Raw genomic sequence first — 19,051 nt, forward strand, 5'->3', positions numbered from 1 at the left:
TCCGCCCGCCGCGCCCGCCATGTCCGGCCGCCTGCACAGTTCCCCCGCCTGGGCCGGTGCCGCGATCGCTGCGGGTCTGTTCGGGCTCGCCACGGCCCTCGCCGGACGCCTCGATCTCCCGCTGATCCTGGTCGGGCTCGGATCGGTTTGCCTCGGCGGATGGCTGGGGGGGCGCGACCGCGAAGCTCCGGCACCGCGGCCCGCCGCCGCGGCGCAGCGTTACGCGGTGGCGGAGGCGCTGCTCGCCCACGTTCCGGACCCGGTGATCCTCGTGGACCGGCGGACCCTGGTGGTGGAGGCGAATCCCGCCGCCCGTTCGCTCCTGCCGGCCCTGCATCAGGCCCGGCCCCTGTCCTTCGCTCTGCGTGACCCGGAGGTCCTCGACGCCGTCGAGGCCGTCCTGAATTCCGGCATGCCCCGTCGGGTCGCCCTCTCGACCCGGATTCCCCTGGAGCGGACCTTCGACGTCCAGATCGGCGCCCTGCCGATGCCCGACGGCTCGGGGGTCAGCGCCCTGCTGTTCCTGCGCGATCTCACGGCCGCCCGGCGGCTGGAGGCGATGCGGGTCGATTTCGTCGCCAACGCGAGCCATGAGCTGCGCACGCCGCTCGCCACCCTGATCGGCTTCATCGAGACGCTCCAGGGCCCCGCCCGCGAGGACACGCGGGCCCGGGAGCGTTTCCTCGAGATCATGCGCGGGCAGGCCCTGCGCATGACGCGGTTGATCGACGACCTGCTCTCGCTCTCGCGGATCGAGCTGCGCGAGCACGTCGCGCCCACCACCGTGGTCGATCTCGGGGCGCTCGCCCACCAGATGGTCGACGCGCAGGCGCCGCCGGCCGAGGCCCGGGGCGCCGCGATCCGGTTCGAGGACGGTCACGGGCCCTACCGCGTGGCCGGTGACGCGGACGAGCTCGCCCGGGTGATCGAGAACCTGATCGAGAACGCGGTGAAGTACGGCGGCGGCCGGATCAGCGTGGGGCTGTCCCGCGAGGACGACCCCCGGCTCGGATCCCGGATCGTCCTCTCGGTGGCCGATGACGGGCCCGGCATTCCGCCCGAGCACATCCCGCGGCTGACGGAGCGCTTCTACCGGGTCGACGTCGCCTCCAGCCGGGCCCGCGGAGGCACCGGCCTGGGGCTCGCCATCGTCAAGCACAGCCTGAACCGCCACCGCGGCCGCCTCACCATCGAGAGCTCGGCGGGCCAGGGGACGACGGTGCGGGTCAGCCTGCCCGAATACGGCTCCGCCGCCGTGCAGCCGCCAGCCGATCAGACGTAGGCGCCGATCCCGAGCCCGGCCTCGACGCGTCCGATCCAGGCGCGGACGGCCGGATAGGCGCCGAGATCGAAGCCGCCCTCGTGGGCCATGCGGGTGTAGGCGACGAGGGCGACGTCGGCGAGCGTCAGGGCGTCCCCCGCGATGTAGGCGGAGCGTGCGAGGGTTCCATCCATCAGCTGCAGCGCGTCGGCACCGCGCACGGCGAGCTTCGAATCCAGGTCCTCGGGCGGACGCTTGAGGTAGTGAAGCTGGTAGCGCCGGACCGCGATGTAGGGCTCGTGGCTGTACTGTTCCCAGAACATCCACTGCAGCATCCGGGCACGGGCGAGTGCCGCCTCCGGGATAAGCGGGGAGCCCTCCGCGAGGTAGGCGATGATCGCGTTCGATTCCGACAGCACGGCGCCGTCGGGAAAGACCACGACCGGCACCCGCCCGGCCGGGTTCAGGGCCAGGAATTCGGGTGTGCGCGTCCCGCCGCGGGGCACGTCGACGTCGTGCCAGAGTGCGGGAATGCCGAGGTGGGCGGCGACCCATTTGACCTTGAGGCAGTTCCCGGACCCCGGATCGCCGTAGATCGTCAGCGGTTCGGTCATTTGTTTCCTCGTCGTCCCGGGTGCGGCCGAGCTTCGACGGACCCGCGCGATTCCGCAACGGGCACTTCGACGAAGCCCCCCGTGACACGTCCGCGAGCCTGGCCCTTGACCTTCCCATGATGGGAACCCCCATCTGACGCAGCGTGGAAGCTTCGAATGGAACTGCCGCCATGCCGGACCCCGTCGTCCTGACACTCCCCGTGGAGGGGATGTCCTGCGCCTCCTGCGTCGGGCGCGTCGAGCGTGTCCTCCGGACCCTGCCCGGCGCGCGCGACGTGGCGGTCAACCTCGCCACCAGCCGGGCCAGCCTCATCCTGGAAGGCGCCGCCGGTCCGGCCGACGCGGCCGCGGTTCTGGCGGAGGCCGGCTATCCGGTGCCCGAGACGCAGAGCCTGCTGGCGGTCGACGGGATGACCTGCGCGAGTTGCGTCGGCCGCGTCGAGCGGGCGCTCGCCGCCGTACCGGGCGTGACCGGCGCCAGCGTCAACCTCGCCGCCGGGCGCGCCGCGATCCGCTATCCCGAGGGCGTCGTCGCGATGGCCGATCTGGTCGCCGCCGTCGAGACGGCGGGTTACGAGGCCCGGCCCGTCGACGCGGCGCATCCCGCCGACCCCGCGGCGCGTCAGGAGGCCGAGAGCCGGATCCTGCGCCGCGACCTGCTCGCCGCGGCCCTGCTCTCGGCCCCCGTGGTGATCCTCGACATGGGCGGCCACGTCCTGCCGAGCGCGGACGGCGGCGCAGTGACAGCGCTGGTCCAGGCCGTCCTGGCTACGCTGGTGCTCGTCGGGCCGGGCCGGCGCTTCTTTCTCAAGGGCGTGCCGGGCCTCCTGCGCGGCCATCCGGACATGAACGCCCTCGTCGCCCTCGGCGCCGGTGCGGCCTATCTCTATTCCCTGGTCTCGACCGTGGAGCCCGCCCTGCTACCCGTCGGCGCGGCGCATCTGTACTTCGAGGCGAGCGTGCTCATCGTCACGCTGATCCTGCTCGGCCGGACCCTGGAGGCCCGGGCCAGGGGCCGCACCGGGCAGGCGATCGCCCGATTGATGAACCTGGCACCGAAGGTGGCCCGGGTGGTCCGGGACGGCGCGGAGGCCGAGGTGCCGCTCGACGCGCTGCGGGTCGGCGATGTGGTCCGGGTCCGTCCGGGCGAGCGCGTCGCCGCCGACGGCGCCGTGGTGTCCGGCACCAGCCTCGTCGACGAGAGCATGGTCACCGGCGAGGCGGCACCGGTGCGCAAGGGGCCGGGCGATCGGACGGTCGGCGGCACCCTCAACGGCCGCGGCAGCCTCGATCTCCGCGTCGATGCGGTCGGAGGCGCCACCGTGCTCGCCCAGATCGCCGCCATGGTGGAGCGCGCCCAGGGCGGCAAGCTGCCGATCCAGGCGCTGGTCGACCGGGTGACCGGGCGCTTCGTGCCCGCCGTGATCGGCATCGCTCTGATCACCTTCCTGGCGTGGCTGTTCCTCGCTCCGGCCCCCGCCCTGGGGACGGCACTGGTCAACGCGGTGGCGGTGCTGATCATCGCCTGCCCCTGTGCCATGGGCTTGGCGACGCCGACCGCCATCATGGTCGGCACCGGCCGGGCGGCGGGACGCGGTGTCCTGTTCCGCGACGGCGCAGCGCTGCAGCGCTTGCGTGACGTGCGCGTCGTCGCCCTCGACAAGACCGGCACCCTGACGGAGGGACGGCCGCGGATCACGGATCTCGTTCCGGCGCCGGGCGTCGCGGCGGACGAGGCGCTCGCGCTGGCGGCCGGCCTGGAGAGCCGGTCCGAGCATCCGCTGGCCGGCGCCGTCGTGGCGGCCGCGCGGGCCCGCGGCCTCCGCACGCTCGAACCCGACACCGTCGAGGCTCTGGAGGGATTCGGCATTTCCGGCCGCGTGGCCGGGCAGGCCGTGGTCCTGGGCGCGCCGCGCTACCTCGACCGTCTCGGCATCGCGCCGGATCCCACCCTCATGGCCCGCGCCGAGGGGCTGGCCGAGGACGGGCGGAGCCCGATCCATCTGGCTCTGGACGGGCGCCACGCCGCCGTACTGGCCGTGGCCGATCCCGTGAAGGCCGGCGCCCGTGAGGCGGTGGCGGCACTGAAGGCCCGCGGCCTCACCGTCGCGATGGTGACGGGCGACGATCCCCGCACCGCCGCGGGCGTCGCCCGTGGCCTCGGCATCGACGTGGTGGCCGCCGGGGTTCTGCCCGGCGGGAAGGTCGAGGCGGTCCAGCGGTTCCGGGCGGAGCACGGGCCGGTGGCCTTCGTGGGCGACGGCATCAACGACGCGCCCGCCTTGGCCGAGGCCGATGTCGGGCTGGCCATCGGGACCGGCACCGACATCGCCATGGACAGCGCCGATGTGGTGCTGATGTCGGGCGCCCTGGACTCCCTGGTCGAGGCGCTGGCCCTCTCCCGGGCCGTCATGGCCAACATCCGCCAGAACCTGTTCTGGGCCTTTGCCTACAACGCCGCGCTGATCCCCGTCGCCGCGGGCGTGCTGGTGCCGTTCGGCGGCCCGGCCCTCTCGCCGATCCTGGCCGCGGGCGCGATGGCGTTCTCCAGCGTCTTCGTCCTGGGCAACGCCCTGCGGTTGCGCCGGGCGGGCCGGCGACCTGCGCCGGCCGGCGCGGACGCACTCACCCCGAGGCCGGCATGAGCGCCGCGCCCCTGACCATCGGCGAGGCGGCGCGCCGCACCGGCGTCTCGGCCAAGATGATCCGCTGGTACGAGGCGACAGGCCTGCTGCCGCCAGCCGTTCGGTCGGAGTCCGGGTACCGCCATTACGGCGAGGCCGACCTGCACACGCTGCGCTTCATCCGCCGGGCCCGGGATCTCGGCTTCAGCGTGGACGGGATCGCGGACCTGCTGGCGCTCTGGCGCGACCGCGCCCGGCCGAGTGCCGGAGTGAAGGCGATCGCGCAGGAGCAGATCGCCGATCTGCGCCGCCGCATCGCCGAATTGGAGGGCATGGCCCGGACCCTGGAGCACCTGTCCGATGCCTGCTGCGGCGACGACCGTCCCGAATGCCCGATCCTGGACGACCTCGCCGCGGCGGATCGTGCGCCGATGCCCCGGCCGTCGCGCCGCGGCTTGCCGGGGCGCGGACCGGCGCGGAAGAGCGTCTGAGCGGGGCAGCGTCCTCGCGGTCGGTTCTTGACGACGTTTGAGGTGGACGCGGCCGGGCCACCGCTCGGCGGTCAACCGCTCGTCCGTCAGCTTTCCTTCTGCGGCCTCCCCGAGCGCGGCCGTTGACGACGGCTCTGGCCCCGGCTTTGCTGAGACGGTCGATATTCCCTGGACCACGAGAGCCCCGATCCGATGCCCGTCCTCGAACGGATTCGCGACTTCGCCGAAACGATGCAGGCGTGGCGCCACGACCTGCACGCCCATCCGGAGCTGCTCTACGACGTGGAGCGGACGGCCGGGTTCGTGGCCGAGAAACTCCGGTCCTTCGGCTGCGACGCGGTGGTGACCGGCATCGGCCGCACCGGAGTCGTCGGCGTGATCCGCGGGAAGGGGCGCGCCTCCAACCGCGCCATCGGGCTGCGCGCGGACATGGATGCGCTGCCGATCCAGGAGGTGCGGGATCTGCCCTACCGCTCGACCGTGCCGGGCATGATGCACGCCTGCGGCCATGACGGGCACACGACGATGCTGCTGGGCGCCGCCAAGTATCTCGCCGAGACCCGCGATTTCGACGGCGCGGCCGTGCTGATCTTCCAGCCCGCGGAGGAGGGCGGCGGCGGCGGCGAGGCGATGGTCGAGGACGGGCTGATGGAGCGCTTCGGCATCGAATCGGTCTACGGGATGCACAACATCCCCGGCATGGCTGTGGGGACCTTCGCGGTCCGGCCGGGTCCGATCATGGCCTCCACCGACCGCTTCACCATCACCGTCGAGGGCCGCGGCGGCCACGCGGCCCTGCCGCAGAACGCCGTCGACAGCGTGCTCGTGGCGAGCCACGTCATCATCGCCCTGCAGAGCATCGTGTCGCGCAACATCGATCCGGTGCAGTCGGCCGTGGTCTCGGTGTGCACGCTCGAAGCCGGCGATGCGTTCAACGTGCTGCCGCAGACCGTGACCCTGCGGGGCACCGTGCGCACCTTGTCTTCGGCGCTGCGCACGCAGGTCCGGGCGCGCATCGAGACGCTGGTGGCCGAGATCGCCGCGGGCTTCGGCGCGACCGGCGTCACCGAGTTCGGCGGCAGCTACCCGGTTACCGAGAACCATCCGGCCGAGACGGTTTTCATGGCCGACGTAGCCGCGGCTGTGGTCGGTGAGGAGAACGTCGACCGCGCGGTGGCGCCGATGATGACCGCCGAGGACTTCTCCTACATGCTCGAGCGCCGCCCCGGCGCCTACATGTTCATCGGCAACGGCGACAGTGCCTCGCTCCACCATCCCCATTACGACTTCAACGACGCGGCTGCGCCATACGGCGCTTCCCTATGGGCGCGCCTGATCGAGACGGGATTGCCGCTCCAAGCCTGAGGGTTCACGCCCTCGCCGAGGCCGTCCCGCTCTGGCTGCGCGGGGCGGCCCCGTCCTTAGGGGACCCGCCGGCCAGATCGCCGAGATGCCCCGGATCCCGTTGCTGCCCGGGCTCTACACCCTGACGACCCTGGGCCGGCTGTACCGGCTCGGGGGTCACGTCGACGTCTGGCCCGCCCGATCTTCGGCCTGAAAGCCGCGGTGCCCGCCAACAGGCCGCACGCCCGCCGGCGCCATCGTCATCGCGGGCGCACCGACGCGGAGATCGGGCGCCGCGCCGGGTAGCCCCGCAGCGCCCGCGACGACGCGGCAGCCGCATCACCCCCCGTAGCGCGCCTTCAGGAGCGCGTAGGTCAGCCGCGCGGTCTGGACCTCGCCGCCCTCCGGCCGGCCGGGCTTGGTCGAGGGGTTCCAGCCGTACAGGTCGAAATGCCCGTGCGCCTTCGTCTTCGGAGCGAAGCGCCGCAGGAACAGGGCCGCAGTGATCGCCCCCGCGAAAGGCCCACCCGAGACGTTGTTGAGGTCGGCCACCTTGGAGTCGAGCAGGCTCGCGTAGGGGGCGTGCAGGGGCATCCGCCAGATCGGGTCGATCGCCGTCCGGCCGGCCTGCGCCACCGCCTCGGCCAGCGCTTCGTCCTCCGTGAAGAATGCGGGCAGGTCCGGCCCGAGCGCCACCCGCGCCGCGCCCGTCAGCGTCGAGTAATCGAGGATCAGCTCCGGGCCGTCCGCATCGGCCAGGGTCAGGGCGTCCGCGAGGATCAGCCGGCCTTCCGCGTCGGTGTTGCCGATCTCGATGCTGAGTCCGGCGCGGCTCGGCAACACGTCGCCGGGGCGGAAGGCATTGCCCGAGACCGCGTTCTCCACCGCGGGGATGAGCACGCGCAGGCGCAGCCTGAGACCGGCGCCCATGACCATGTCGGCCGCCGCGAGCGCCGCGGCGGCGCCGCCCATATCCTTCTTCATCAGCAGCATCGCGGAGGACGGCTTGATGTCGAGGCCGCCCGTGTCGAAGGCCACGCCCTTGCCGACCAGGGTCACGCGCGGGGCGTCCGCCGGGCCCCAGGTCAGATCGATCAGCCGCGGCGCCCGCGGCGAAGCGACCCCTACGGCGTGGATCAGGGGGAAATTGCTGGCGAGCGCGTCCCCCTGCACGACACTGATCGCCGCGCCATGGCGCTCGGCGAGCCCCCGGGCGGCGGCCTCGATCTCGGCGGGGCCGAGGTCGTTGGCGGGGGTGTTGACGAGGTCGCGGCCAAGCGCCACCGCGGCGGCGATGCGCTCCACTTCGGTGGCATCGATGCCCGCCGTCGCCGCGAGCCGCGCCTTGGTGCCGCCGCCGGAGCGGTAGCGGCCGAACCGGTAGCTCCCCATCAGCCACGCGAGGGCGGCCTCTGCGGGATCGGGCGCGTTCTCCAGGCGGAAGATGCCCTCGGGCAGCAGACCCGGCAGCTTGCCGACGAGCAGCCGGTCGTAGGTGGGCGCCTCGGGGTCGCCGAGGCCGTACAGCACGCGGGCGAGGGTGCCGTCCGGGCCGGGCAGCAGAGCGAGGCTGCCCGCCTTCGGCGTGAAGCCGAGGGCCTGCGCAAATCGCCGCTGGGCCTGTTCCAGGCCGGCCTCGGCCTCCGTCCAGGACGCCGTCGTGACCAGGGTCACCGGCACGGCCGGCGTGTCTGCGGGCATCATAGCCGGCCGCCCTGCCGGAGTTCCGGCCTGCGTCGTGTCAGCCTGAGTCATGGGCCTCTCGTGCGCCGGCCGGTCCGCCGGCTTAACCGCTGGTTAGGGTTAACGCTCTATCACCGGCCGGCCGGGAGCGTGAAGCGCGCGCCAGCCTTCACCGTCCCGCCCGCGGAGCGTACCATGATGACGGCCCTGACCCGTGTCGCCACCACGTCGGCTTCCGCGGGACGCCGCGCCGGCCTCGCCGTCGCCCTGCTGGCCGCCCTCGGCCTCGCCGGCTGCAACACCCGCTCCCCGGAGACGACCGGCTCGATCGGCGATCGCGGCGCCCGAGCGCCCGATGCCCGCAAGGAGGTCGAGTCGCTGGCCGAACGCTACAACGCCAACCCGGGCGACGCCCGCACCGCCATCGCGTATGCCCGCGCCCTCCGGGCCACCGACCAGACCAGCCAGGCGAGCGCCGTCCTCCAGCAGGCGGCCCTGCGCAACCCGCGCGACACCGTGATCCTCGGCGCCTACGGCAAGTCGCTGGTCGAGGTCGGCCGCTACCGCGAGGCGATCGACGTCCTCGCCAACGCCCATTCCCCGGCGGCCCCGGATTGGCGCATCCTGTCGGCGCAGGGCTCAGCCTCCGCACAGCTCGGCGAGCAGACCCGCGCCCAGGGCTTCTACGAAGCCGCCCTCAAGATCCGGCCCAACGAGCCCTCGCTCCTGTCGAATCTCGGCCTGTCCTACGCCCTGTCGCGCAACCTCGATCAGGCCGAGCAGACCCTGCGTCTGGCCGCCGACCAGCCCGGTGCCGATGCGCGGGTGCGGGCGAACCTCGCCATGGTGCTGGGCCTGAAGGGCCGGTTCGCCGACGCCGAGGCGGTCCTGTGCCGCGACATGAGCCCCGAGGAGGCGGCTACGAACGTCGCGTCCCTGCGCAAGCTCGCGGCCCAGCCGAATCGGTCCAAGGCGCTGTCCGGCGCGGGTGCGCCGGGGCAGGGGTGACGCGGCGGCGCATCACAGTACCGCTTCGCGGACGCCCCGAGACCTCCGACGAACAACCGCCTTGCCGTCAACCGCCTTGCCGTTCAGGGGCCGCGACGCGGATCCCCTGCGTGACGCCGTGCCAGGACGCCTGAGTGCCGGTCACGGCGAAGCGACCCCGCGCGTCCGCCCGCCACCGTCACGCGCCTCCGCGCCATGCCGGACACGCAAACGCACCTGTCATCACGACACGGTAGCGGCCAGATTCGAAAAGTTCTATATCGTTCCGCGGCTGCGCCGCGCGGCTCCACGGGCGTCCAAATCGCCCCCGCGCATCGTCTCCTGCCCGGGCACTCCCGGGGCGGCGCGCGCCCGTCGGGCGCTACACAGGCCGAACACAGACTTCGTAGCGCAGGTCTTGCCTGTGCGTGTTCGACAACCGCAGCGAGGATAGAACCAGCCGTGCCATCATTAGACAGCTTCAAGGCTCGCCAGACGCTCGAAGCCGGCGGCAAGACCTACATGTATTATTCGATTCCCGAGGCCGAGAAGAACGGCCTCGCCTCGGCGGCCGCGCTGCCCTTCTCCATGAAGGTCATCCTGGAGAACCTGCTGCGCTACGAGGACGACCGCTCGGTCAAGAAGACCGACATCGTGGCCGCGGTGGACTGGCTCGCCGAGAAGGGCAAGGCCGAGGCCGAGATCGCGTTCCGCCCCGCCCGCGTGCTGATGCAGGACTTCACCGGCGTCCCGGCCGTGGTCGACCTCGCCGCCATGCGCGACGCCATGGTGGCCCTGGGCGGCGACCCGCAGAAGATCAACCCGCTGGTCCCGGTGGACCTCGTCATCGACCACTCGGTGATCGTCGACGAGTTCGGAACCCCGAAGGCGCTCGCCGATAACGTCGCGCTGGAATACGAGCGCAACGGCGAGCGCTACACCTTCCTCAAATGGGGCCAGTCGGCCTTCGACAATTTCTCGGTGGTCCCGCCGGGCACGGGCATCTGCCATCAGGTGAACCTGGAATACCTCTCGCAGACCGTCTGGACGAAATCCGAGGACGGGTCCGACGTGGCCTACCCGGATTCGCTGGTCGGCACCGATTCGCACACCACCATGGTCAACGGCATGGCGGTGCTGGGCTGGGGCGTGGGCGGCATCGAGGCCGAGGCGGCCATGCTCGGCCAGCCGCTCTCCATGCTGATACCCGAGGTCGTCGGCTTCAAGCTGTCGGGCAAGCTGCCCGAGGGTACCACCGCCACCGATCTCGTGCTCACCGTCACCCAGATGCTGCGCAAGAAGGGCGTGGTCGGGAAGTTCGTGGAGTTCTACGGCCCCGGCCTCGACGACATGGCGGTCGCCGACCGGGCCACCATCTCCAACATGGCGCCCGAGTACGGCGCGACCTGCGGGTTCTTCCCCGTCGACCAGAAGACCATCGACTTCCTGAAGGTCACCGGCCGGTCCGACGACCGGATCGCCTTGGTGGAGGCCTACGCGAAGGCGCAGGGCATGTGGCGCGACGCCCGCACGCCCGATCCGGTCTTCACCGACACGCTGGAGCTCGACATGAGCGAGGTCCGGCCCTCGCTTGCCGGGCCGAAGCGCCCGCAGGACCGGGTGCTCCTCGACGGCGCCAAGCCCGGCTTCGCGACCTCGATGGAGACCGAGTTCAAGAAGGCCGCCGACCTCGCGCGCCGTTACCCGGTCGAGGGTACGAACTTCGACATCGGGCACGGCGACGTGGTGATCGCCGCGATCACGAGCTGCACCAACACGTCGAACCCCTCGGTGATGATCGGCGCGGGCCTGCTCGCCCGCAACGCCGTCGCCAAGGGCCTGCGCTCCAAGCCGTGGGTGAAGACCTCGCTGGCCCCCGGATCGCAGGTCGTCGGCGAGTACCTGGAGAAGTCCGGGCTGCAGGAGCCCCTCGACGCCCTGGGCTTCAACCTCGTGGGCTTCGGCTGCACGACCTGCATCGGCAATTCCGGCCCGCTGCCGGAGGCCATCTCCAAGGCGATCAACGACAACGACGTCGTCGCGGCGGCGGTGCTCTCGGGCAACCGCAACTTCGAGGGCCGGGTGAACCCGGACGTGCGGGCGAACTACCTCGCCTCGCCGCCGCTGGTCGTCGCCTACGCGCTGGCCGGCTCGATGCAGATCGACATCACCACGGAGCCGCTCGGCCTGGGGTCTGACGGCAAGCCCGTCTACCTGAAAGACATCTGGCCGTCCTCGGCCGAGATCCAGCAGTTCATCGAGGAGAACATCACCTCGGCGCTGTTCAAGTCGCGCTACGCGGACGTGTTCGGCGGCGACCAGAACTGGAAGGACGTCGAGGTCACGGAGGCCGAGACCTTCGCGTGGAACCCGGGCTCCACCTACGTGCAGAACCCGCCGTACTTCGTCGGCATGGAGAAGACCCCGAAGCCGGTGGAGGACATCGCGGAGGCCCGCATCCTCGGCCTGTTCCTCGACTCGATCACCACCGACCACATCTCGCCCGCAGGCAACATCCGCGCGGCCTCGCCGGCCGGCGAGTACCTGCAGTCGCATCAGGTGCGCGTGCAGGACTTCAACCAGTACGGCACAAGGCGCGGCAACCACGAGGTGATGATGCGGGGCACCTTCGCCAACATCCGCATCAAGAACCAGATGGTCCGCGACCCCTCGGGCAGCGTGGTCGAGGGCGGCTGGACGCTGTTCCAGCCCTCCGGCGAGAAGATGTTCATCTACGACGCGGCGCAGAGATACGCCGCCGAGGGTACGCCGCTCGTCGTCTTCGCCGGCAAGGAATACGGTACCGGATCGTCGCGCGACTGGGCGGCCAAGGGCACGAAGCTGCTCGGCATCCGCGCCGTGGTCGCCGAGAGCTTCGAGCGCATCCACCGCTCGAACCTCGTCGGCATGGGCGTGGTGCCGCTGGTCTTCCAGGGCGAGACGAGCTGGCAGTCGCTGGGCCTGAAGGGGGACGAGACCGTCACCATCAAGGGGCTGGCGGGTGAGCTGAAGCCGCGCCAGACGCTGATCGCGGAGATCAAGTCCGCCGACGGCTCGGTGAAGGAGGTCCCGCTGACCTGCCGGATCGATACCCTCGACGAGCTGGAATACTTCCGCAACGGCGGCATCCTGCCCTACGTGCTGCGCTCGCTCGCGGCCTGATCCCTCAGCGGGGCGGCGTTCGCGCCGCACCCGGGTGAGTTCGAGGCGGCGCCCGGGAGGGCGCCGCCTTATTTGTCTGTCAGTCTGGTATGTTTCGCTTGCGCGCAACCTTGTTTGGCGGGTCTGGCGCCCCATAACCCGGCTCCTGAAGTCAGGATGGGATCCCGATGAAGCACCTCAGCAAGACCCTCGCCGCCGCCGGCCTGACAGCCCTGCTGTCGAGCGCGGCCCTCGCCGCGCAGGTCGAGCGCGTCCGCGGCACCATCGACAAGGCCGAGGGCAGCACGCTCACGATCAAGACCGACGACGGCAAGTCGGAGACGGTGGATGTCGGCGGCGCCAAGTTCGCCTGGGTGGTCCCGTCGAACCTCGACGCCATCAAGGACGGCGTCTTCATCGGCACGGCCACCAAGGGCGAGGATCCGATGACGGCCCTGGAGGTGGTGCTGTTCCCCGAGTCGATGCGCGGCACCGGCGAGGGCCATTACGGCTGGGACACGATCACCGACCAGACCGCGGGCGCCGGCGCCAAGGTGAAGAGCGCCATGACCAACGGCACCGTGAAGGCCGAGACCTCGAACGCGCCCAAGGTGAAGAGCGCGATGACCAACGGCACCGTGAAGGCCGACAAGGCGGCCTCCGGCGGCGAGCGGACCCTGACGGTGAGCTACGGCAAGGACGGGTCGAAGGAGATCGTGGTGCCGTCCTCGGCGCCGATCGTCGCCTTCGAGCCGGCCGACAAGGCGATCCTGAGCCCGGGCTCCAAGGTGTTCGCGGTGGTCGCCAAGGACGGCGCCAAGGCCGAGGGCAAGCTGGTGGCCGTCGGCAAGGACGGCCTGACCCCGCCCATGTAACGACGCGAGGGGCCCGCCCGGCGATCCTCGTCGGGCGGACCGGAATGGTCGGAGCGCGGGGCCTGACTCCGCCGCCGCGGGCCATCCCGCCCGCGCCGCCATCGCGCGGTGCGGGGGCGCAGCGGAAGCCCCCAGATCGAACCGCGTCCCGGGAGCGCGCCGCCGAGGCTGCTGCGGAGCCGTTCGGGATCATAACGCGGGGGGGACGATCCCCGATCACGATGCCCGGCGAAGGGTGTCGCCGGGCTCGCGTGGATCAGCCCTTCAGCGCGACCGTGAAGTCCGCCTCGGTCTTCGTCCGGATCTCGTCCTCGGTGACGCCGTCGGCGAGCTCGATGAGCCTCATGCCGCCGTCGCCCTTCTTGTCGATCTCGAACACGCCGAGGTCGGTGATGACGAGGTCGACCACCTGGGTGCCGGTCAGCGGCAGGTCGCAGGCCTTGAGCAGCTTCGGGCTCTCGGTGCCGTCCTTGTTTCTGGCGACGTGCTCCATCACCACCACGACGCGCTTCACGCCCGCCACGAGGTCCATGGCGCCGCCCATCCCCTTCACCATCTTGCCCGGGATCATCCAGTTGGCGAGGTCGCCGTTGCCGGCCACCTGCATGGCGCCGAGGATCGACAGGTTGATGTGACCGCCGCGGATCATCCCGAAGGAGTCGGCCGAGGAGAAGTAGCTCGTCGTCGGCAGGGCGGTGATGGTCTGCTTGCCGGCGTTGATCAGGTCCGGGTCCTCCTCACCCTCGTACGGGAAGGGACCCATGCCCAGCATGCCGTTCTCGGATTGAAGCTGCACCGACATGCCCTCGGGGATGTAGTTCGACACCAGCGTCGGGATGCCGATGCCGAGGTTCACGTAGAAGCCGTCCTCCAGCTCCTTGGCGGCGCGCGCCGCCATCTGCTCGCGGGTCCAGGCCATGATGTTCGCTCCCTTCCCGTCCGATCAGTGCGTGCCGCCGCCGGCGGCGGCGGCCGGGGTGCTGTCGCCGCGCTTGCGGGTCGTGCGCTGCTCGATGCGCTTGTCGCGCGTGCCCACGTCGATGATGCGCTTCACGAAGATGCCGGGCGTGTGGATGGTGTCCGGGTCGATCTCGCCGGGCTTCACGAGGTGCTCCACCTGCGCCACCGTCATCCGGGCGGCGGTCGCCATCATCGGGTTGAAGTTGCGCGCGGTCATCCGGTAGCGGAGGTTCCCCTCGGTATCGCCCGTATGGGCGTGGACCAGGGCGAGGTCGGCGAACAGGCCGCGCTCCATGACGAAGTGCTCGCCGTCGAACTCGCGCACCTCCTTGCCCTCGGCGACCTTGGTGCCGACGCCGGTCTTGGTGAAGAAGGCCGGGATGCCGGCGCCGCCGGCGCGGATGCGCTCGGCCAGCGTTCCCTGCGGGTTGAACTCGATCTCCAGCTCGCCGCCGAGATACTGCCGGGCGAATTCCTTGTTCTCGCCCACGTAGGACGAGATCATCTTCCGCACCTGGCGGGTGTCGAGGAGCTTGCCGAGGCCGACGCCGTCGATGCCGGCATTGTTCGAGACGACGGTCAGGCCCTTGACGCCGGAGAGGCGCACCGCCTCGATCAGCTCGTCGGGAATGCCGCACAGGCCGAAGCCGCCGCACATCACCATCATGTCGTCGCGCAGGAGGCCGGCGAGCGCCGCGGCGGCATCCGAGTAGACCTTCTTCATCGAACCGTCCTTTTCCCGCCGGACCCGACCGGCCGAAATCTTTGGGAAGCGCGTTTCCTCGCGCCCCCTGTCGGCGATTCCCCCGGCGAAATCCAGTGCCGTACACCGCAACTCCGTGCGGCCGGCGGCGATCCGTAACCCCCGGCGGCAGGGGAGGGGCCGAAGGTTCTGTGCGGAGCCGGCAGACAAAACCCGCGGAGGACGCTACAACGCCGCCTCGATGAGCAGAGCCTGCCGGGCCCCGCGACGGCTTGAGGGGGCCTGGCGCGGCCCCGGCTTCCGGCCGCAACCGCGGCCCGTCCGGAGCAAGATGTCGCCGCGCCGCCCTATCCTCTTCCTCGCCGCCGGGAGCGTGGTCGTCGCTGGTCTCGGCCTGCGCGACTGGCCGGTGGATGCCGTGAGGGCTTCCGCCTTCGCCGGCCGCGCCTTCGACGCATACGGTCTCACGGTGACCGTCGAGGGGCCGGCGAGCCTGACGCTGCTGCCCCTGCCGCGCCTCACCCTGGGCCGCGTCCGCGTGGCGGCGGAATCAAACGGGCCGCCGCTGGCGGCGGACGGCCGCCTGGTCCTCGACTTCGATCTTCTGAGCCTGCTCGCCGGGCGGGCGGCCGTGGGGGGGCTGCGCCTGGAGGGCGCCCGCCTCGCGCGCGACGCCGATTGGCGGACGCCCCTGACCCGCCTCGCCGAGCAGGCCCGCGCCGGCGGGACGGTGCGGCCGCGCCGGATCACTCTGAGCGCTGCCCGCCTCGACGGTGGCGATGAGGCCCGGGACATCGACCTCGACCTCGCATGGCCGTTCTGGAGCGCCGCGGCGGAGGGCCGTGCGAGCCTGACCTGGCAGGGCGTGGCCACGCGGATCACCCTGGCGAACCTGCGCCCGGCCGACATCGTCCAGGGGCGAAGCAGCCCGTTCTCCGCGGAGGTCGCGTGGCCGGGCGGGCGCCTCGCGGCGGACGGGACGGTGGCGCCCCCGAGGCCCGGCGCTGCGCTGCCGGTCCTCGCCGGACAGGTGCGGTTCGAGACGCGCGCGCTGCCGGAGTGCCTCACCTGGATCGGCCGGGACGTGCCGCTCTCGCCCCTCGCCGGCGCTTTCTCGATCGCCGGGCGGATCGAGACCGCGGACAGGTCGGTGTCCTGGCCAAGCCTGCGGATCGGCCTCGGCCAGAACGTGCTGGAGGGCGCGGGCTCCGTCGCCCTGGGCCCCGGCGCCACGCCCCGCCTCTCCGTTCAGGCGACGCTGGCGGCCGAGACCCTCGACCTCGCGCCCCTGGTCGGTGACCTCAGGCAACTCCTCGACCGGGAAACCCGACCGCTGGCCCTGGGACCGTTCACGCGCGGGGACCTCGATCTGCGCCTGTCGGCGGCCGAGGGACAGGTCGGGCCGGTTCAGGTCCAGGATCTGGCGGCGAGCGTCCTGGTGCGCGACGCCGCCGTCGAGATCGCGGTGAACCGGGCCCGGATCCAGAACGGCACGTTCAAGGGCCGGATGACCCTGGCGAGCGGAGCCGATCCGGACGCGACCGAGATGCGCGCGCAGGGAAGCCTCGACCGCCTCGATCTCGGCAGCCTGCTGAGCGACCTCGGCGTAGCCCGCTGGCTGACGGGGCCTGCGCACGGCCAGTTCGCCCTCGAGGCCAGCGCCCGCGACAGCGCCGGCCTCTTGGCGCGCCTCGGCGGTCGGGCGAGCCTCGCCGTCGAGAACGGCACGATCACGGGCCTCGACCTCGCCGACGTCATCCACCGCAACGGTGCCGTCGCGGCCGGGGCGCTCGCGCGCCGCAACGGCCGTACGGCCTTCGAGCGCGCCGCCATCACCCTCCGCTTCGCCGACGGCATCGGCGAGATCGCCGAGGCGGGCCTGATCGGGTCGGCGGTCGGGGCGACCCTGCACGGACAGGTGTCGCTGCCGGACCGGCGCCTCAACGCCAGGGGCAGTCTCGTCCTGCGACCCTCGAGCGAGCCGTCGCGCGGGCTGTCCTTCGAGATCGCGGGACCCTTGAGCGCGCCCGCCGTTCAGACCGGCGCGCAGGACGAGGCCGCCGAGGCGGCGGGCCGGGCAGGGGAGGCGATGTTGCCCGAAGCCCTCAAGGAACCCGCCGCGCTGGGCCTCCCCGGCACGGTCCGCGCCTACGCTCCGTAGCATCCCCGATGGCGCCTTCGACGGCCAAGCTCTAAGATCGCGCCCACCGCCCCATGATCCCCATGCGCCGCCTGCTCATCGAGGAACCCGTCACCCGCGCGGGGCCGCTGGCCCGCCGGCTGGCCGTGTTCTCCATCGTCGCCACCGGGATCGCGCTGATCCTGGTCCGCGACCCGCGTGCCGATACCGACGCGGCGCTCGCCGCCCTGGTGGCCGGGCTCGGCATCGCCATCGCGGCGGCGCTCGCCGCGGTCTTCGCCTTCGTGCAGGTCTGGCGCGAGGGCGCGCGGGGTCTCGGCGCCGCCGTCGCCGGGTTGATCCTCGCACTCCTCGTGCTGGGCTATCCGGCCTTCCTCGGCCTGCGCGGCCTGCGCCTGCCGGCCCTGTCGGACATCACCACCGACATCGACAATCCGCCCGCCTACTCGCGCTCCCGCGCCGCCTTCACGGCCCGCGGCGGCCGCTACCCGGCCGAACCCGATCCGTCGCTCCGCGAGCGCCAACGCGGCGCCTATCCGCAGATCGCCCCGCTGACCCTCGATATCGGCGCCGACGAGGCCTTCGAACTGGCCCGCAAGGCCGCCCTGAAGCGGAACTGGCAGATCGTCGAGGCGATCCGCCCGGGCGGCCGCACCGGCAACGGCCGGATCGAGGCGGTGGCGCGCGGTCTGATCCTCAACCTGCCGGACGACGTGACCGTCCGGATCCGCCCCCGTGCCGACGGGGCCCGGATCGACGTCCGGTCGGCCTCGCGGCTCGGCGGGCGCGACTTCGGCAGCAATGCCGACCGGATCCGCGCCTACCTCGACGACGTCGCCAACCTCGCCCTCGCGGTGAAGTGAGGCCGCGCCGACCGTCCTCAGGCGGGGGCGAAGGTCCCGTCGAGGCTCGGCGTGCCCTCCGTCCGCGCCAGCCCGCGCCCGACCAGATCCTCCAGATGGGCGAGGACCGACAGGGCCGCCGCTCCCTTCAGCCGCGGATCGAGTCCCTGGTAGATCGCCGCGACGATCTCGGCGACGCGCTCGTCACCGGCGGCCAGCCGGCCCCGGATCGCGGCTTCGCGCTGGCGGCGGTGGCCCGCGAGGCCGCGGAGGAAGCGGGCCGGGTCGCGGACCGGGCCGCCATGGCCCGGCCAGTAGATGGATTCAGTGCGGCCGCGCAGCTTGTCGAGCGAGGCCATGTAGGCGCGCATCGTCCCGTCCGGTGGGGCCACGATCGTCGTGGACCACGCCATGACGTGGTCACCCGAGAACAGGGCTTCCGCCTCCGGCAGCGCGAAGGCGAGGTGGTTCATCGTGTGCCCGGGCGTCTCCACCGCGACGAGGGTCCAGCCCGGACCGGTGACGGCATCGCCCTCCGCCATGACACGGTCGGGGTCGTGATCCCGGTCGGCGCTGGCGTCGAGCCTCGGTACCTCCGCGTCGGTCAGGTCCCGCGCGGTCCGATGCAATCCGCAGCCGAGGATCGGCGCCCCTGTCCGGGCGGCGAGGAGCCGGGCGCCGGGCGAGTGATCGCGATGGGTGTGGGTGACTACGATGGCCTCGATCGTCTCGCCGGAGAGGTCACGGAGGAGCGCGTCGATGTGGCCGGGATGGTCCGGGCCGGGATCAAGCACCGCGACGCGACCCTGGCCGATCACGTAGGTGCAGGTGCCGCTCGCCGTGAACGGGCCGCCGTTCGGCGCCACGCGCCGGCGTATCAGCGGTGCGACCGTCTCCAGGCATTCGGCCCGGGGCATCGAGGGATCGAAAGTCAGCTTGATCTCGTCTGCGTCCGCCATCGCCGCCTTGCGCGATCTGGTGGGCGCTTCCTAAGGCTCATCCACGCCGCGTAGCAAACGCTGCAGGCACCGACGACATCCTGGGCCAGCCGCCGATGCGGGCCGGTCTGGGATCGACCGACGGCGTCGGCTCATTCCGCCCGGTTCTGGCGCCGGGCGCGGACGCGGACCGGGACGGGCGCGGGGGCCGGAACGAGGCCGAGCGCTGCCTCGCGCAGAGCGTCGCCGGCTCTGTCGATGAACGCCGCGAGGCGGGCGGCCGTCGCGGCTGTCTTCGATTGAACGGCTTTCTTGGCAGAGTGCAGCATCACGGATCCCGGCTCGAACCTGACGACCTATCTTCGAACGCTAGCCTCTCCGTACCGTTCCGTCACCCATTGCCGCGGCCCGACGTTCTGGACGTCGCAGCCCTGGGGATACCGCGCAC

At 72.0% G+C, this 19,051-nt stretch carries 15 protein-coding genes; 9 read left to right on the top strand and 6 right to left on the bottom strand.

Annotated elements, in window-relative coordinates; translation table 11 throughout:
- Positions 1-19: 19 nt before the first annotated feature.
- The gene (locus MKK82_RS16520; RefSeq protein ID WP_238286678.1) at positions 20-1,282 is read left to right on the top strand and encodes an ATP-binding protein; all 1,263 of its coding nucleotides are present in this window, start codon (positions 20-22) and stop codon (positions 1,280-1,282) included.
- Here MKK82_RS16520 and MKK82_RS16525 read toward each other — a convergent pair.
- On the bottom strand, positions 1,273-1,875 hold the full coding sequence (locus MKK82_RS16525) for a glutathione S-transferase family protein (protein ID WP_238286677.1): 603 nt from the start codon (positions 1,873-1,875) through the stop codon (positions 1,273-1,275). The two genes, MKK82_RS16520 and MKK82_RS16525, sit on opposite strands and share 10 nt — an antisense overlap.
- Before the next feature lie 170 nt (positions 1,876-2,045).
- Between MKK82_RS16525 and MKK82_RS16530 the strand changes: the two genes are divergently transcribed.
- The 3 genes from MKK82_RS16530 (at position 2,046) to MKK82_RS16540 (ending at position 6,355) form a co-directional block, all read left to right on the top strand.
- Entirely contained in the window at positions 2,046-4,520 is a 2,475-nt protein-coding gene (locus MKK82_RS16530) for a heavy metal translocating P-type ATPase (protein WP_238286676.1), read from the top strand.
- Positions 4,517-4,990, top strand: coding sequence for a Cu(I)-responsive transcriptional regulator (gene cueR, locus MKK82_RS16535; RefSeq protein WP_238286675.1), 474 nt, complete (start codon positions 4,517-4,519; stop codon positions 4,988-4,990). Before MKK82_RS16530 ends, cueR begins: the two co-directional genes overlap by 4 nt.
- Positions 4,991-5,182: 192 nt before the next feature.
- A complete protein-coding gene (locus tag MKK82_RS16540; RefSeq protein ID WP_243986279.1) occupies positions 5,183-6,355 on the top strand; it encodes a M20 aminoacylase family protein in 1,173 nt (390 codons plus the stop codon).
- Between the two features lie 318 nt (positions 6,356-6,673).
- Here MKK82_RS16540 and MKK82_RS16545 read toward each other — a convergent pair whose 3' ends face one another.
- The gene (locus MKK82_RS16545) at positions 6,674-8,038 is read right to left on the bottom strand and encodes a leucyl aminopeptidase family protein (RefSeq protein ID WP_409566817.1); all 1,365 of its coding nucleotides are present in this window, start codon (positions 8,036-8,038) and stop codon (positions 6,674-6,676) included.
- A gap of 177 nt (positions 8,039-8,215) precedes the next feature.
- On the opposite strand from MKK82_RS16545, the gene MKK82_RS16550 reads away from it, so the two are divergent.
- The 3 genes from MKK82_RS16550 (at position 8,216) to MKK82_RS16560 (ending at position 13,020) form a co-directional block, all read left to right on the top strand.
- The gene (locus MKK82_RS16550) at positions 8,216-9,025 is read left to right on the top strand and encodes a CDC27 family protein (RefSeq protein WP_373323309.1); all 810 of its coding nucleotides are present in this window, start codon (positions 8,216-8,218) and stop codon (positions 9,023-9,025) included.
- Between the two features lie 441 nt (positions 9,026-9,466).
- The gene (gene acnA, locus MKK82_RS16555) at positions 9,467-12,166 is read left to right on the top strand and encodes an aconitate hydratase AcnA (protein WP_243986283.1); all 2,700 of its coding nucleotides are present in this window, start codon (positions 9,467-9,469) and stop codon (positions 12,164-12,166) included.
- Positions 12,167-12,333: 167 nt separating this feature from the next.
- Positions 12,334-13,020, top strand: a complete 687-nt coding sequence (locus MKK82_RS16560) for a metal ABC transporter permease (RefSeq protein WP_238286670.1) — start codon at positions 12,334-12,336, stop codon at positions 13,018-13,020.
- Between the two features lie 256 nt (positions 13,021-13,276).
- Here MKK82_RS16560 and MKK82_RS16565 read toward each other — a convergent pair whose 3' ends face one another.
- The gene (locus MKK82_RS16565; RefSeq protein WP_238286669.1) at positions 13,277-13,939 is read right to left on the bottom strand and encodes a 3-oxoacid CoA-transferase subunit B; all 663 of its coding nucleotides are present in this window, start codon (positions 13,937-13,939) and stop codon (positions 13,277-13,279) included.
- Positions 13,940-13,963: 24 nt separating this feature from the next.
- The gene (locus tag MKK82_RS16570; RefSeq protein WP_238286667.1) at positions 13,964-14,704 is read right to left on the bottom strand and encodes a CoA transferase subunit A; all 741 of its coding nucleotides are present in this window, start codon (positions 14,702-14,704) and stop codon (positions 13,964-13,966) included.
- A gap of 310 nt (positions 14,705-15,014) precedes the next feature.
- Here MKK82_RS16570 and MKK82_RS16575 point away from each other — a divergent pair, with 310 nt between their 5' ends.
- Together MKK82_RS16575 and MKK82_RS16580 are read left to right on the top strand one after the other, a co-directional pair.
- Entirely contained in the window at positions 15,015-16,844 is a 1,830-nt protein-coding gene (locus MKK82_RS16575; RefSeq protein ID WP_238286664.1) for an AsmA-like C-terminal region-containing protein, read from the top strand.
- 62 nt (positions 16,845-16,906) lie between these two features.
- Positions 16,907-17,686: a DUF1499 domain-containing protein gene (locus MKK82_RS16580; protein ID WP_238286662.1), complete on the top strand. Its 780-nt coding sequence runs from the start codon at positions 16,907-16,909 to the stop codon at positions 17,684-17,686.
- Between the two features lie 17 nt (positions 17,687-17,703).
- Here the strand turns inward: MKK82_RS16580 and MKK82_RS16585 are convergent, their stop codons facing one another.
- Both MKK82_RS16585 and MKK82_RS16590 read right to left on the bottom strand, forming a co-directional pair.
- Entirely contained in the window at positions 17,704-18,624 is a 921-nt protein-coding gene (locus tag MKK82_RS16585; RefSeq protein ID WP_238286660.1) for an MBL fold metallo-hydrolase, read from the bottom strand.
- 131 nt (positions 18,625-18,755) lie between these two features.
- On the bottom strand, positions 18,756-18,932 hold the full coding sequence (locus tag MKK82_RS16590) for a hypothetical protein (RefSeq protein WP_238286659.1): 177 nt from the start codon (positions 18,930-18,932) through the stop codon (positions 18,756-18,758).
- Positions 18,933-19,051 lie beyond the last annotated feature (119 nt).

This window comes from Methylobacterium sp. E-046 (assembly GCF_022829625.1).
GTDB lineage: Bacteria > Pseudomonadota > Alphaproteobacteria > Rhizobiales > Beijerinckiaceae > Methylobacterium > Methylobacterium longum.

Bases quoted from the DNA above. Each gene is read 5' to 3' on its own strand.
- MKK82_RS16525 (WP_238286677.1), bottom strand. From the start codon at position 1,875: ATGACCGAACCGCTGACGATCTACGGCGATCCGGGGTCCGGGAACTGC.
- MKK82_RS16570 (WP_238286667.1), bottom strand. From the start codon at position 14,704: ATGAAGAAGGTCTACTCGGATGCCGCCGCGGCGCTCGCCGGCCTCCTG.
- MKK82_RS16560 (WP_238286670.1), top strand. From the start codon at position 12,334: ATGAAGCACCTCAGCAAGACCCTCGCCGCCGCCGGCCTGACAGCCCTG.
- MKK82_RS16565 (WP_238286669.1), bottom strand. From the start codon at position 13,939: ATGGCCTGGACCCGCGAGCAGATGGCGGCGCGCGCCGCCAAGGAGCTG.
- MKK82_RS16575 (WP_238286664.1), top strand. From the start codon at position 15,015: ATGTCGCCGCGCCGCCCTATCCTCTTCCTCGCCGCCGGGAGCGTGGTC.
- MKK82_RS16550 (WP_373323309.1), top strand. From the start codon at position 8,216: ATGACGGCCCTGACCCGTGTCGCCACCACGTCGGCTTCCGCGGGACGC.
- MKK82_RS16590 (WP_238286659.1), bottom strand. From the start codon at position 18,932: ATGCTGCACTCTGCCAAGAAAGCCGTTCAATCGAAGACAGCCGCGACG.
- MKK82_RS16580 (WP_238286662.1), top strand. From the start codon at position 16,907: ATGCGCCGCCTGCTCATCGAGGAACCCGTCACCCGCGCGGGGCCGCTG.
- MKK82_RS16520 (WP_238286678.1), top strand. From the start codon at position 20: ATGTCCGGCCGCCTGCACAGTTCCCCCGCCTGGGCCGGTGCCGCGATC.
- MKK82_RS16540 (WP_243986279.1), top strand. From the start codon at position 5,183: ATGCCCGTCCTCGAACGGATTCGCGACTTCGCCGAAACGATGCAGGCG.
- MKK82_RS16530 (WP_238286676.1), top strand. From the start codon at position 2,046: ATGCCGGACCCCGTCGTCCTGACACTCCCCGTGGAGGGGATGTCCTGC.
- cueR (WP_238286675.1), top strand. From the start codon at position 4,517: ATGAGCGCCGCGCCCCTGACCATCGGCGAGGCGGCGCGCCGCACCGGC.
- MKK82_RS16585 (WP_238286660.1), bottom strand. From the start codon at position 18,624: ATGGCGGACGCAGACGAGATCAAGCTGACTTTCGATCCCTCGATGCCC.
- MKK82_RS16545 (WP_409566817.1), bottom strand. From the start codon at position 8,038: ATGATGCCCGCAGACACGCCGGCCGTGCCGGTGACCCTGGTCACGACG.